The organism is Lentzea sp. NPDC004789 (assembly GCF_053601075.1).
In genome coordinates this window covers 184,431-197,935 of record NZ_JBSGBE010000008.1, presented here as the reverse complement: position 1 = coordinate 197,935, position 13,505 = coordinate 184,431, and the positions used below count along the sequence as shown (strand labels likewise).

Annotated in this window: 9 protein-coding genes; 5 read left to right on the top strand and 4 right to left on the bottom strand. The window is 69.9% G+C overall.

Going from position 1 to position 13,505, the window contains the following annotated elements:
* Entirely contained in the window at positions 1 to 861 is an 861-nt protein-coding gene (locus ACWEIJ_RS20630) for a S8 family peptidase (protein ID WP_449838792.1), read from the top strand.
* Here the strand turns inward: ACWEIJ_RS20630 and ACWEIJ_RS20625 are convergent.
* The 4 genes from ACWEIJ_RS20625 to ACWEIJ_RS20610 form a co-directional block, all read right to left on the bottom strand.
* Positions 821 to 3,136, bottom strand: a complete 2,316-nt coding sequence (locus ACWEIJ_RS20625) for an aminotransferase class III-fold pyridoxal phosphate-dependent enzyme (RefSeq protein ID WP_449838791.1) — start codon at positions 3,134 to 3,136, stop codon at positions 821 to 823. The genes ACWEIJ_RS20630 and ACWEIJ_RS20625 overlap by 41 nt on opposite strands.
* A complete protein-coding gene (locus ACWEIJ_RS20620; protein WP_449838790.1) occupies positions 3,136 to 3,777 on the bottom strand; it encodes a TetR/AcrR family transcriptional regulator in 642 nt (213 codons plus the stop codon). Before ACWEIJ_RS20620 ends, ACWEIJ_RS20625 begins: the two co-directional genes overlap by 1 nt.
* Positions 3,774 to 4,556: an SDR family NAD(P)-dependent oxidoreductase gene (locus ACWEIJ_RS20615; RefSeq protein ID WP_449838789.1), complete on the bottom strand. Its 783-nt coding sequence runs from the start codon at positions 4,554 to 4,556 to the stop codon at positions 3,774 to 3,776. The genes ACWEIJ_RS20620 and ACWEIJ_RS20615 overlap by 4 nt, the downstream gene beginning before the upstream one ends.
* A 155-nt stretch (positions 4,557 to 4,711) precedes the next feature.
* Positions 4,712 to 5,317, bottom strand: coding sequence for a hypothetical protein (locus tag ACWEIJ_RS20610; RefSeq protein ID WP_449838788.1), 606 nt, complete (start codon positions 5,315 to 5,317; stop codon positions 4,712 to 4,714).
* Here ACWEIJ_RS20610 and ACWEIJ_RS20605 point away from each other — a divergent pair.
* The 4 genes from ACWEIJ_RS20605 to ACWEIJ_RS20590 all read left to right on the top strand — a co-directional run bounded on the left by ACWEIJ_RS20605 (position 5,316) and on the right by ACWEIJ_RS20590 (position 13,465).
* On the top strand, positions 5,316 to 6,254 hold the full coding sequence (locus tag ACWEIJ_RS20605) for an APC family permease (protein WP_449838787.1): 939 nt from the start codon (positions 5,316 to 5,318) through the stop codon (positions 6,252 to 6,254). The genes ACWEIJ_RS20610 and ACWEIJ_RS20605 overlap by 2 nt on opposite strands.
* Positions 6,251 to 7,708, top strand: coding sequence for an amidase (locus ACWEIJ_RS20600; protein ID WP_449838786.1), 1,458 nt, complete (start codon positions 6,251 to 6,253; stop codon positions 7,706 to 7,708). Before ACWEIJ_RS20605 ends, ACWEIJ_RS20600 begins: the two co-directional genes overlap by 4 nt.
* Before the next feature lie 95 nt (positions 7,709 to 7,803).
* On the top strand, positions 7,804 to 8,286 hold the full coding sequence (locus tag ACWEIJ_RS20595; RefSeq protein ID WP_449838785.1) for a hypothetical protein: 483 nt from the start codon (positions 7,804 to 7,806) through the stop codon (positions 8,284 to 8,286).
* Positions 8,287 to 8,479: 193 nt separating this feature from the next.
* Positions 8,480 to 13,465 (top strand): FG-GAP-like repeat-containing protein, encoded by a 4,986-nt coding sequence (locus ACWEIJ_RS20590; protein WP_449838784.1) that lies wholly within the window; start codon positions 8,480 to 8,482, stop codon positions 13,463 to 13,465.
* Positions 13,466 to 13,505: the final 40 nt, after the last annotated feature.

Sequence of the window (13,505 nt, the reverse complement as noted above, 5' to 3'; positions counted from 1 at the left end):
ATGGTCGACTACGGCCTCTATGGCGGTCGCGACCCGTACGCAGCCGGCCTCCCCGCGATCATCGACCTGTCGCCATCGGACAACCGCACCACGCCCAGCGCCGCCGCGAGCCCCGTGCGCGTAGGCGTGGTCGACACCGGTATCGCGCAGCCGCGGCACCCCTTCCTGAAGCGCAGCGTCTCCGGGGATCCGGAGCCGAGCCAACTCGACGAGCACCTGCGCGGGCACGGTTCGTTCGTCGCGGGAGTCGTGCTGCTGAACGCTCCTGGCGCCGTGGTGCGGATGAAGGGCGTGGTGAGCGACGCCGACGGCAAGCGCGAGGACGAGCAGGTCGCCGAAGCGATCATGGAGCTCGTCGGGCAGGTCGACCTGATCAACCTGTCCTTCGGGGGCGCGACGTGGGAACACGCGGCACCCGTCGCGCTGCAGGAAGCGGTCGAAACCGCACAGTCACAAGGAATCGTCGTTGTCGCGGCGGCGGCCAACAACGCCTCGACCCTCAGGAACTACCCGGCCGCGCTTCCCGGAGTGATCTCCGTGGGAGCAGCCACCGCGGACGGCAGGGTGGCCGAGTTCAGCAGCTACGGGAGCTGGCTCAGCCTGTACGCCAGGGGCGAGGAGGTGACAGGCCCTTACCAGGCCGGCTGGGCCGTGTGGGAGGGCACGTCGTTCGCTGCCGCGACCGTGACCGGCCGCCTCGCCCAGTTGATGGCCGAACAGGGGATGAGCGCCTCGGACGCGGTGAACCACCTCCTGTCGAAGCTGTGCGGCGAGATCACGGTCTACGACATGAACGGTGGGCGCCCGGCCAATTACCTGGCTAGCAACGACGATCGCGCCGGCGGTGGGTCCGGTCGGTGAGAGCGGTGTCGAGCGCGTCGGCGAGCAACGGCACCTCCCGGTCGGTGAAGGCGAGCGGCGGCCGGATCTTGAGGACGTTGCCGGCCCGCGCGGTCGTGCCGACGAGCACGCCACGGCCGCGCATGTCGTTCCGGACGGCGACCGCGGTCGCGCGGTCGGGCTGAGTGCTGCCGGGATGAACGATCTCGACACCGACCGCCAGCCCGACGCCGCGGACGTCGCCGATCGACGGGTGGCGGTCCGCCAGTTCGCGCAGGGCGGCGCGCAGCGTCTCGCCGGTGTGGCGGACCCGGTCGAGCACGCGTTCGTCGTCGATGACGTCGAGCACCGCCAGTGCCGCGGCGGCGGAGACCGGGTTGCCGCCGAAGGTGCTGAAGAGGAGGGTCCGGCCGACGACGGCCCGCACGAGGTCGCTGCGGGTGATCACGGCGGCGACCGGGTGCCCGTTGCCCATCGGCTTGCCGAGGGTCACGAAGTCCGGCTCGATCCCGAAGCGGGAGAACGCCCACAGCGCCTCCCCGGTGCGCCCGTGGCCGGACTGCACCTCGTCGGCGACCCACAGCGCGCCGGCCGCCTTCGTCCGGCGGTGCAGCGCGCGGACGTACGCCGGATCGAGGTCGACGACGCCCTCGCTGGTGAGAATTGCGTCCAGGTAGACCGCCGCGGGCTCGTGACCTCGTGCTCTCAGCCGTTCCAGCGCCGCCGCGAAGGACTCCTCGCCGAGCGCCGTGCCGCGGTAGGGGTCGGGCGGAGTCCAGGTCTGCACGTGGTCGGGGCCGCGTCCGTCGAGCCACTCCTCGGGGGAGACGGCGGCGACGGCCTCGGTGAGACCGTGGTAGGCGAAGTCGGTGCACAGCGCGCCGTCGTGACCGGTCGCGGCGCGCGCGAGCCGCCAGGCGAGGTCGTTGGCCTCCGATCCGGAGTTCACGAACAGCACGGTGTCCAGGCCGGGCGGGCACGACGCGACCAGCCGTTCGGCCAGCTCGACGGCGGGCTCGGAGAGGTAGCGGGTGTGGGTGTTGATCCGGCGCGCCTGCCGGGAGATCGCGGTCGTGACGCGTGGATGGGCGTGCCCCACGCACGGCACGTTGTTGTAGCCGTCCAGGTACCGCCGGCCGGCCACGTCGGTGATCCACACACCCTCCGCCGACGCGACGTGCAGCGGTTCGTCGTAGGACAGCGGTTCGGCGGCCGGACCGAAGACGGCGTCACGCCGCCGCGCCAGCCCGGCGGTGGGCGCCTCGGCCCGGCTGCCTCCGAGCCGGCGGCGGGCGCCGTCCCAGCCGACCGCCTCGAGACTCGCGATCGTCGCCGCGGCGGAGGCGTTGTAGCGCCGCGCGAAGACCGGGTCCTCCAGCCCCTGCGCGACCCGCCACTCGCTGATCGCGATGGTCAGCGCCGACCTGGCCGCCCACACCTCACCGAGCAGGTCGACCTCCTCGGGTTCGAGCGGCGTGACCTGCTGGTACCCGTCGAGCACGAGCCGGGCCGCGCGGAACATCTCCTCGCCGGTCCGCCCGCCCACCAGTGACTCCAGCAGCGGCGCGAGATCGGTGAGCAGCGTCGCGTGGCTCATGTCGCCGAAGTCCACGATCCCGGTGACCGTGCCGTCGGCCGCGGTCAGCGCGTTGTCCACGGTGAAGTCGCCGTGCACGACCTGCGCGCGCAACCGCGGCCACGCCGGGGCCACGACCTCCTCGAACCGGTCGACGACCCGTTCCACCGCGGCCCGCTGGACGTCGTCCGGGATGTGCGCGAGCAGGTCACGCGCGCGGGCGGTGTGCTGGACGTCCCAGAGCATCGTGCGATGGGCCTTGGGGTGGGTGAACCCCCGCAGAGCCCGGCCGAGCCGGGCCGACGTGCTGCCCCAGGCGCGCAACGCGCGGTCGTCGAGCGCCGTCGCGCTGACCCGTCCGGCTCCGGGAAGGACGTCGTAGGCGCGCACCCAGCACTCGCCGTCGTTCCACTTGGCGCGGTAAGTGTCGGGACGGCCCGGAACCGTCCACGGCAGGGCCACCCGCAGGCCGGGGTCGACGCGGTGCACGTGCAGCGCCGCGGCGGCCTCCATGTCGAGGACTTCGGGGTCCTCGGCCGGGTTCGAGACCTTGAGCACCGCCACGGGGTTCTCGCCGGAGAGCACGAGGAACGCCTGGTCCCGTTCGCTGCCGAGGTCCCGCGCGTCGTCCGCGGCGACCCCGAACAGCTCACCGAGCAGGGCGGCGGCTCCGCCGGGCGACAACCGCGGCCGACCGGCCCGCAAAACGCTCTCCACCATCACTCCCGTTCCTGGTCCCAGAGTTCGCCGAGGCCGTGGAAGAGCCTTTCCAGCACGGCTCGGATCGCGCGTTCGTCCGCCGGTGTCAGCGGGGCGCTCAGGTTGTCGATCTCCAGACCCGAGATGACGGAGAGGATCAGCTTCGCGTCGGTCTTCGGGTTCGAGGAGGAGAACGCGGTGAGCCGTTCCTCGAGGTGCGCCGCCAGACTCTGCAGCCAGGCGGCTGAGGCCCGCTGAAGGTTCTCGTGCCGTACCGACGCGTTGAGGAACTGGTACTCCGTTCTCAGTTGTTCGCGGTACTCCGACAGGCCCTGGATGACGAAGTCGGCGAGCCCGCGGGCGAGATCGGCGCGGGTGAGCGTGCCCAGCCGCGCGATCGCGCTGACGATCCGGGCGGTCTCCCGCTGCGTGTGGCGCAGGAAGGCCGCTTCGATCAGCTCTTCCTTGTTGGTGAAGTAGTACGTGACGGTGCCCAGCGGTACCGATCCCTCGACCGCCACGGCTCGCATGGACACCCCGAGAATGCCCTCCCTGCCGATGATGCGGAGCGCCGCGTCGATGATCTCGGTCTTGCGCCTCGCTCCCTTGCGGCTCGGGGGCATGCCCATCACGTCGTCGGGGAGATCCTCGGTACGAGTCATGGTGACGAACTCTTCACCATGGCGGCCGCACTCCGCGAACCGCGCTCCTCCGCGATCGAGTTGGCTCCGTCGACCACGATCATCTGGCCCGTCAGGTAGGACGCCGCGGGCGAGGCGAGGAACCGGACGACCGCGGCGACCTCGTCCGGGTCGCCGGGGCGGCCCATCGGTGTGGCCGCGCCCATCGAGAGCTCGTGAGGCGTCGACGAGGCCGTCGCGATCCAACCTGGGGCCACCGCGTTGCACGTGATGCCTCGTGACGCGACGTCGACGGCGACGGACCGCGTCAGTCCGATCACGGCTGACTTCGCCGCGTGGTAGGCGGCGTCGTTCGCGTACGCCATCAGAGGACCCGACACGGACGACACGTTCACGATCCGTCCCAACTGGTCCGTGAGAAGGGGAACGGCCGCCCGCGTCACGTAGAAGGTCGTGTCCAGGTTGCGCGAGATGGCCGCACGCCAGTCGTCGTCCGAAGTGGACATGACGGCCGCCGGTTCCTCGGTGCCCGAGACCGCTGCCAGACCGGCGTTGTTCACCAGGACGTCGATCCTGCCGAAAGCGTCGAGCGCGAGGGCCATCAGCGCGTCGGCGGTCGCGGAGACGGTCAGGTCGCCGACGAAGCCCACGACGCCCGACTTCTCGCCGCCCAGCTGGTGAACGCGCTCGTGGATGCGGTCCGTGGTCGACGCGATCACCACCGCGTGGTCCACCGCCAGCCGGCGAGCACAGGCGAAGCCGATCCCGTCCGCGCTGCCCGCGCCGGTGACGACTGCCACCGGTCGGTCACCTCGTTCCATGGGCACCCCTCGGCTCCGCAATCTCGTACGTTCGTACGAATCATGCATGAGGCTCGTTCGCGAGGCAAGGTCTGTTCTGACTGGAGTATTCGAGGTGCGCGTGCCAGTTTTCGTACAAACCTCTTGACTGTGACTCAGTCCACAATGATGCTGGGCGAACCACATTCGGGCACCGGATCGAGGTCGCCATGTCCGCACACCCCTCCACCTCCACGTCGCCGAGCTCCACACCACCGCCGTCCGCGACCCTGCGGGCGAACTCGATCGGCACGGTCGGCGTGACGGCGACGGTCGTCTCGGCGGCCGCGCCGCTGACGGTCATGGCCGGTGTCGCCCCGATCGCGCTGGCCATCGGCGGCGTCGGCGTGCCGGGCGCGTACCTGCTGGCCGGCGTCGTCCTGATCGTCTTCGCGATCGGTTTCACCGCGATGGCGGCGCACATCAAGCGGACCGGCGGCTTCTTCGTCTACATCGGACATGCCTTCGGGGGAGTGGCCGGGTTCGCCGCCGCCGTGCTCGCGATCGTGTCCTACAACCTGCTGCAGATCGGCACCTACGGCCTGCTGGGGACCCAGGCCGGTGCGGCGCTCGACAACATCTTCGGCGTGAGCGTTCCGTGGTGGGTGGTCTCGGCGATCGCGGTCGTCGCCGTGTTCGTGCTGGGAGCACTGGGAATCGACGTCGGCGCGAAGGTGCTCGTCGCACTGATCACCCTGGAGTCCGGGATCCATGGCGGTCATGGCCATCGCCATCGTCGTCCGCGGTGGCGCCCAAGGCCTCGGCCTCGCGTCGTTCGAGCCGGGCAACGTCTTCCAGGGCGGCGTGCTGGCGGTCCTCGGCATCTGCTTCGCGGCGTTCATGGGTTTCGAGTCGACGGCGTTGTACCGTGCGGAGGCACGCGATCCCGCACGCACGATCCCGCGGGCGACCTACGCGGCGGTCGCGTTCATGGCCATCTTCTACTGCTTCATCGCCTGGACCGTGGTGCAGGCGCTCGGTCGGTCCGACGTCCAGTCCGCCGCCGGGAAGCAGGGTGCGGCGCTGTTCTTCGTCACCATCCACCAGTACGTGGGCGCGTGGGCGGAGCACGCGATGTACGTCCTCATCGTCACGAGCGTGTACGCGGCCCAGCTCGCGTTCCACAACGCCATCAACCGCTACGTCTTCGGCATGGCGGAAAGCGGTGCGCTTCCGCGGATGTTCGCGCGCACCAACCGATCCGGCAGCCCGGCGTTCGCCGGTGCGGTGCAGAGCGTGCTCGCCCTGACCGTCGTGGTCGTCTTCGCGCTGGCGGGCCTCGATCCGTTCCAGGACCTGCTGATCAAGGTGAACACCCCCGGCGTCATCGGCATCATCGTGTTGCAGGGCTTCGCGGCCGCTGCCGCGGTGGCGTTCTTCCTCCGTCGCCGGTCGATCGCGCGACGAACGTTCCTCGTCGGGAGTTCGGTGATCGCCGCCGTCCTGATGGCTTCCGTCGTCTACGTCGTGGTCCAGCATCTCGACGTGCTCACCGGTGCGCCGAAGGAGACCAACGACGCACTCGTGGCGGTGGTCCCCGCGGTGCTCGTCCTCGGCCTCCTCGGCGGCCTCGTGCTGCGACGAGTCCGGCCGCAGACGATCGCGCTGTTGGCTCGTGACGAAGCAGTTCCCCACGAAGAAGGAGATGCCCGGTCATGAGCAGCCAGACCGAGAAGCCGACCGACCTCTGGCGCTGGTCGGCGACGTCACTTCGCGACGCGATCCGCCACGGCGAGATCAGCGCGACCGAAGTGGTGACAGCGCACCTCGATCGCTGCGACGCCGTGAACGGCTCGATCAACGCACTGGTCAGCACGTCACCGGAGGAGGCGCTGGCCACGGCCCGCGAGCTCGACGCCCGCCCGCGGTCCGACCGCGGCGCGCTGCTCCACGGCGTCCCCGTCTCGATCAAGGACAACACCGACCAGGCCGGCCACGCCACCACGTGCGGGGTCGTCGAGGCCGCCCGGAACGTGGCCGAGGAGGACGCCTCCGTCGTCGCCGCGATGCGTTCGGCCGGAGCGGTGTTCGTCGGGCGCAGCAATCTGCCGGCGTGGGGGCTGCGCTGGTTCTCGGAGAACGAGCTGTTCGGCCGCACGCTGAACCCGTGGACCGCGGAGCGCACCCCGGGAGGCTCCAGCGGCGGCGCCGCGGCGGCCGTGGCGGCCGGCATCGTGCCGATCGCGCACGCGAACGACATCGGTGGTTCGATCCGCTACCCCGCGGCGGTCTGCGGTGTCACCGGAATCCGTCCCACCGCGGGTCTTGTGCCGAAGTGGTCCGCGCCGTCGCTCGTGAGCCATGCCCCGTCGATCGCGGAGACCGTCATGGCGGTGGAAGGCCCCATCGCACGGCACGTCGAGGACCTGCGCCTCGCCCTCCGCGCAATGTCCACTCACGACCCGCGTGACCCGGCCTCGCTGCCGGTCGGCTACCGGGACGAACCGGCGCTGCCTCCAGGCACCAAGATCGGCGTGGTGCGCGCCGTGCCCGGCGTCGACACCTGCCAGGAGAACCTGCGCGCGGTCGACGAGGCGGCAACCCGGCTGGAGGACGCGGGCTACCGGACGGTCGAGGTGGACCTCCCGGAAATCGTTGAAGCGCACCGGCTCTGGCTTCTCCTGCTCTTCGAGGAACTGCGCATCGGCGCACCCGAGATGCTGGCCGTCGGCGGCGCGGAACTGCGCCAGGCCATGGAGTACAACTTCGCCGTCGAGGACGCGGCCTGGGGGCCGGACGCGACCCTGGAGACGTTCCTGCGCGGCCACACCCGGCGCAACGAGCTCCTGTCCCTGATGGAGAACCACTTCACCGATGTTCCCCTGCTCCTGACACCGTTCTCGGCGGTCCGCGCACCGGAGCACGGCGCCGACTTCGCCTCGCTGGAGCGGGCGAGCGAGCTCATCTGGGCGCAGTGGCCCATGACGTTCGTGCCGTGCCTGGGGCTGCCGGCGGCGACCGTGCCGACCGGGGTCGCCGGCGGGCTGCCCGGCTCGGTTCAGATCATCGGTGGTCGTTTCCGGGAGAGCTGGATCCTGGACGCCGCCCAGGCCGTCGAGGACCGCGTCGGCGTCATCACTCCCATCGATCCGGTCCACGATTCCGCGGTCTGAGGTTCCTGCCGGTCCGGCCGTGAAGCACATCTCCTGGACGGGAGTGCGCAGCGCCACGTACATTCTCCGAGCACTTGACCTGGGGGGAATCGAACATGGGGAAAGCACTCTCGCTCGCGTTCGTCGTCGTGGCGCTGCTCGCGGGCGCCGGCAGCGCTGTCTCGGGCACCACGGCCGGGAGCGCGGCCCTGGTGAGGACGGCGGCGGCCACCGGCGCCTGTCCGGTACCGGGCCAGCGCGTCAAGACCTCGTCGTCGCCTGCCATCTACGTCGTCGACCCGGACGGGCGCCTGTACTGGATCCCGAGCCCGGACGTCTACCTGAGCCTGTTCCGGACCGAGAGCGGTGTCGTGATCTACGACAACCTCTTCGCCGACTGCTACACCGGCTGGGGGACGCTGAGCGACGGCCACCTCGCCAAGGGGCCCGGTGACGCCATCTACGTCTGGGACGGCCACCTGGGCGGGTACCGGTGGATCACCAGTCCCGCCGTCTTCAACGCGTACGCCTTCGCGCCGGACAAGGTCAGGAACCTGGCTTCGGTGTCACCGATCGTGGCCAACAACTGGCACGAGTGAACCCGCCGGTGTGGACGTCACTGTCCACACCGGACTCACCCGCGGCCGCTCCGGCTCTTGTTCGTGTCCTGGGGTGCTGTGGTCCGGGTGCCGGAAGCTCTTGCCATTCGCTCGTCGGGCATGCATGCTTCCGGCGAGCTTGAACTGACGCGGGTTGTCGGGAGACACGCGCGGACGCCTGGGGGGCATCAACATGAGTCGCGCTTCAAGAGCGCGCAGATTCGGTCTGCGCACGTTGCTGGTCACGGCTGTGATGGTGCTGCCGGTGCTGCCCGTTCCGGCCGTGGTGGCCGCTCCTGAGTGCGTTGACGCACAAGAGACTCCGCAGGCCGCCATCGAGATGGCGAAGCGCTGCGACCAGCGCGTGGAGATCATCTCCCTGCGCTCGGAGAACAGGCAGACGTTCGCCAAGCCCCAGGGTGGCTACACGGAGGAGCAGTCGGCCGAGCCGCGCTTCGCCCGTCAGCCGGGCGGCTCGTGGTCCCGGGTGGACACGACCTTGCGGGTCAACGGCCAGACGGTCACGCCGGCCGCGGCCGTGCTGCCGGTCGAGTTCTCCGCCGGTGGCACCGGACCCGCGGCGAAGCTGCGTGACGGTGACCGCGAGCTCGCGATCACCTGGCCGTTCGGGCCGTTGCCCAAACCGGTGCTGTCCGGCGCGGATGCCACCTACCCGGAGGTGCTGCCGGGCGTCGACCTGAAGCTCACCGCGTCGGCGCAGGGGTTCGCGCAGGTGCTGGTCGTGAAGAACCGCGAGGCGGCGCGCAACCCCAAGCTCTCCAGGGTCACCTTCGGGTTCGGGACCAAGGGCATCACCGCGCACGCGGCCGATGGTGGTCTGGAGGCGAAGGACTCGGCCGGCAAGGTCGTCTTCGCCTCGCCCGCACCGGTGATGTGGGACTCCGGTCAGGAGAACGTGGCGCACGTCGGTGTGCTGTCGAAGTCCACAGTGGAGGGCAAGAAGAAGCGCCGGGCGACCATGCCGGTGACCGCCGCCAACGGCGAGCTGACGGTCACCCCGGACGCCGGGCTGCTCAACGACGCCCAGTACCCGGTGATGATCGACCCGTCGTGGTCGGGCCGCCTGTACGACAACGCGTGGACGCTGGTGTCCAACAAGAGCGGCCATGAGAACAGCGCTTTCTGGCAGGGCCGCAACAACCAGGGCCAGGACTACCTGTCCGACGCGGGTGACAAGGGCGGAGCGGGGACCGGTCGCATCTGCGACGACGTGTCGTCCACCGGTTCGTGCCTGAGCGCGCAGTACAACGTCCGCTCGTACTTCCGGATGGACACCTCCGGCGTCAAGGGCAAGAACGTCACCGGCGCGTCGTTCCGGATCGAGCAGAGGTGGTCGTTCACCTGCAATCCGAACTCCAACGCGACGTTGCGGGCCAGCGACGGGATCGCCAACGGCACCACCTGGAACAACCAGCCCGCATGGTTGTGGGACGCCAAGTGGGGCTCGACGGTCGGGGCCAACCGCAAGGTCGGCGCGGTCCACAACTGCGCGGGGCCGGGTGACGTCGAGTTCCCCTTCACCGACGCCATCAAGTCCGCGGCGGACAACAGCTGGGACCACCTCACCATGGTGCTGTACGTCGACGAAGGCACCGTCAGTTCCTGGAAGCGCTTCAACGCGGGTTCCGCGGTGCTCGCCATCGACTACAACTCGACCCCGAACGTGCCGGACCAGCTCTCCGTCGACGGCAAGGCCTGCGCGACCGGTGCCGCCCGTCCGCTGGTGCCGACCGCGACGCCGACGATCCGCGCCAGGGTGAGCGATCCCGACCCCGGCGAGCCGATGAACTCCCGGTTCGAGTGGCGCCGGATGCGTCCCGACGGCTCCTTCGGCCCCACGTCGAGCGCGGACCACTACCCGTGGGGCAACAGCACCACCGCCGAACACACGATCGCCCTGTCGGAGGGCTTCCGCTCGGGTGTCATCGAGGCGTCGGACACCCTGGTCGGCACCGGTGACTACGACAACGACGGTCGTCCCGACGTGCTGGTCCGCGACTCCGACGGCTACCTGTACCTGATGCCGACCGTGGAGACGCCTTCCGGGCGGAGGGTCGGCGACCGCGTGCAGATCGGCAGCGGCTGGAACGGGTTCACCATCGCGGGTGTCGCCGACTGGGACAACGACGGCAACAAGGACATCATCGCCCGCGACGACAACACCGGCCTGCTGTGGCTCTACCCCGGCGAGGGCAAGCGCGCCCCGTCGACGCAGGCGAGGGTCCAGCTCGGCCCGAACTGGAACGGCTACACCTTCGCGGGCCTGGCCGACTACGACCGCGACGGCAAGATGGACCTGATCACCAGGGACGTCGAGAACGTGCTCTACCTGTACCCCGGTGAGGGTGCGCGGGTGCCGTTCAGCGCGCAGCGGGTGTCCCTGGGCGGGGGCTGGAGCGGGTACACCTACCTCGGTGTCGTCGACCAGAGCGGCGACGGCAAGCCGGATGTCATCACCGAGAACGGCGGCGTCCTGTACCTGTACCTCGGCAGCGGTGCGAGGGCGGCCTACAGCGGCAACCCCGTTCGCTACCAGATCGACACCGGCTGGGCGGGCGCCGAGGCGCGGACCATCGCGGACTTCAACGCCGACGGCGCGCCGGACATCGTCGCCAAGGTGCCGTGGGCGGCGGACTACTACCACCTCTACCCCGGCGTGCTGGGTACCGCGGCGAGGACCGGCAGCCCGTGGGCGATCGCGAGCCGCGGCATCGCCACCGGCAACTACCAGTACCGCGTGACGGCCGGTGACTGGATGCGCTGGGGTGCGCCGTCCGGCTGGTGCGAGTTCGCCGTCGACGTCACCCCGCCGGACGCGCCGACCTTCAGCTCTTCCGTTTACCGGACAACGGGTTGCGCTGCGGAGGGCTGTGGTTCGCTCGGCATCGCGGACACGTTCACCTTCGCCAGCACGTCGACCGATGTCGTGAAGTTCAAGTGGGGCTTCACCGATCCGCCCTCGGTGGAGGTCCCGGTCGGCACTCCGGTCCGCTGGACGCCGCCGTCGTCGGGCCCGAAGACGTTGTTCGTGGAGGCCTACGACAAGGCGGGCAACTTCACCCGCAAGTCGTTCCAGTTCACCGTGGCGGGCGCCAAGGTCAACGAGGCGTCCTGGTTCAACGGTGACGATCCCGCGCTGGACGCCACCGGCAACGGCCACGACCTCACCGTGACCGGCCTCGATCCGGCCAGGGCAGGTCGCACCGCGGGTGGCCAGACGTCGGTCGGTTTCACCGGCTCGGTCGCGAACGGTGCGACGACGGCCAAGGTCGTCGACACGAGCAAGGGTTTCTCGGTGTCGGCGTGGGTTCGGCTCACCGATGACACCGCGAGCCGCACGGTCGTGAGCCAGCAGGGTTCGGCGGCTTCGGCGTTCAAGCTCGGCTACGACTCCGCGTCGCACAAGTGGAACTTCTCGCTGGCGGAGAGCGATGCCGCGAACGCCGTGCGGAAGGCCGCGGTGTCCGACGCGGCCGCGGTCAAGGACGTGTGGACGCATCTGACCGGCACGTACGACAGCCTTGACCGTGAGGTGCGGTTGTACGTGGACGGCGCGTTGCAGCGCACGATCGCTGTGGTGGACAACGGTTTCAGCGCCACCGGCCAGTTGTGGATCGGCAAGGCGCTGAGCAACTCTGCGGCCGCCGAGCCGTGGCACGGCGACCTGGCCGAGGTGCGCGCCTGGAACCGCACGATCACCCAGCCGGAGTCCGTCACCACGGCCGCTCCCCAGAACGTGGGCGAGTGGAAGTTCAACGAGAACAGCGGTTCCATCGCGTTCGACTCCTCGCCGTACGCCCGTGACTTCAAGCTGAACCTGGCCGGTGGCGCGTCGTGGGGTCAGGGTGTGGCGGGTGCCGGTGGTCTGGCGCTCAACGGCACCAGCGGCTCGGCGAGCACGAACGAGTCCGTGCTGAACACCGCGCAGTCGTTCTCGGTCGACGTGTGGGCGAAGCTCAACGACACCGGCACGGCCAGAGCCGTCGTGGTGCAGCGCGGTCCGTCCACTGTGGACCCGTTCGCGCTGAGGTACGACGGTGCGCAGTGGTCGGCGGAGATGCCGAACGCGTCGTCGAACCCGTCGACGTGGTGGCGTGCCAAGGCGGACGCGGTGGCGAACAAGTGGACGCACCTGGTGGCGGTGTACGACGCCGACGCACGCACGTTGAAGCTGACCGTGGGCTACCAGGACAGCCCGGACACCCTGAAGAGCACGGTGACGGGTGTGGCCGGCTGGAACTCCACGGGCGTGTTGTCGGTGGGCCGCAGCAGCGCGGGGGAGTTCTTCAACGGCAACGTCGACGAGCTCAGGACGTTCCAGGGCGTCGTGGCTCCGGCCGCCCTCCCGGCGACGCCCCGCACCGGTTCGTCGATCTCGGGTGACGCCAAGGACGAGATCATCTCGGTGGCGGCCGACGGCACCGTCCGGGCGTTCCTCAACGAGAACGGCGCCTACCCGTTCAAGGGACAGCAGATCGGCACGGGCTGGACGCCGGACCGCACGTGGTTCGCGGACATCGACGGCGACGGCAAGTCCGAGATCATCAACGTGGCCGCGGACGGCACGATCAAGGCGTACCGGAACGTCAACGGCATGAACGGCTTCCCGTTCATCGACCCGATCGTGATCGGCTCGGCGCCCGGCGAGACCAAGCGGATCAAGTTCGCCGACATCGACGGTGACGGTCGCGCGGACCGCATCTCCCTCGACACCGACGGCAGGGTCCGCGTCTACCGCAACCTCTTCGGGCTCAACGACCGCGGCCAGTCCACGGCGTTCTCGACCACCCCGGTGATCGTCAAGGTCACGACGGCGGCTCCGGAGGCCGTCCGGTTCGCGGACGTCGACGGCGACGGCAAGGCGGAGTTCATCACGGTGAACGCCGACGAACGCCAGACCGTGTCGGCCTACCGCAACCTCAACGGTCTCGGCTACGGCACCTACGACACCTCGCAGGAGATCGGTTCCGGCTGGACCTCCGATCGCACCTGGTTCGCCGACATCACCGGTGACGGCAAGGCCGAGATCGTCACCGCGCGCACGGACGGCACGGTCTGGTCCTGGACCAACGTCAAGGGCCTGGACGCGTTCCCGTACCAGGAGAACAAGATGATCGCCGCCGGCTGGTCCGATCCCGCCCGCCTGTTCTTCAGCTGACCGGTAGGCCCGATCAACGGCCGCGGCAACTCCTGACCCG

Excerpts from the sequence above, each read along its gene's own strand:
- ACWEIJ_RS20620 (WP_449838790.1), bottom strand. The coding sequence starts at position 3,777 with ATGACTCGTACCGAGGATCTCCCCGACGACGTGATGGGCATGCCCCCG.
- ACWEIJ_RS20605 (WP_449838787.1), top strand. The coding sequence starts at position 5,316 with ATGGCCATCGCCATCGTCGTCCGCGGTGGCGCCCAAGGCCTCGGCCTC.
- ACWEIJ_RS20610 (WP_449838788.1), bottom strand. The coding sequence starts at position 5,317 with ATGACCGCCATGGATCCCGGACTCCAGGGTGATCAGTGCGACGAGCAC.
- ACWEIJ_RS20590 (WP_449838784.1), top strand. The coding sequence starts at position 8,480 with ATGAGTCGCGCTTCAAGAGCGCGCAGATTCGGTCTGCGCACGTTGCTG.
- ACWEIJ_RS20630 (WP_449838792.1), top strand. The coding sequence starts at position 1 with ATGGTCGACTACGGCCTCTATGGCGGTCGCGACCCGTACGCAGCCGGC.
- ACWEIJ_RS20595 (WP_449838785.1), top strand. The coding sequence starts at position 7,804 with ATGGGGAAAGCACTCTCGCTCGCGTTCGTCGTCGTGGCGCTGCTCGCG.
- ACWEIJ_RS20600 (WP_449838786.1), top strand. The coding sequence starts at position 6,251 with ATGAGCAGCCAGACCGAGAAGCCGACCGACCTCTGGCGCTGGTCGGCG.
- ACWEIJ_RS20625 (WP_449838791.1), bottom strand. The coding sequence starts at position 3,136 with ATGGTGGAGAGCGTTTTGCGGGCCGGTCGGCCGCGGTTGTCGCCCGGC.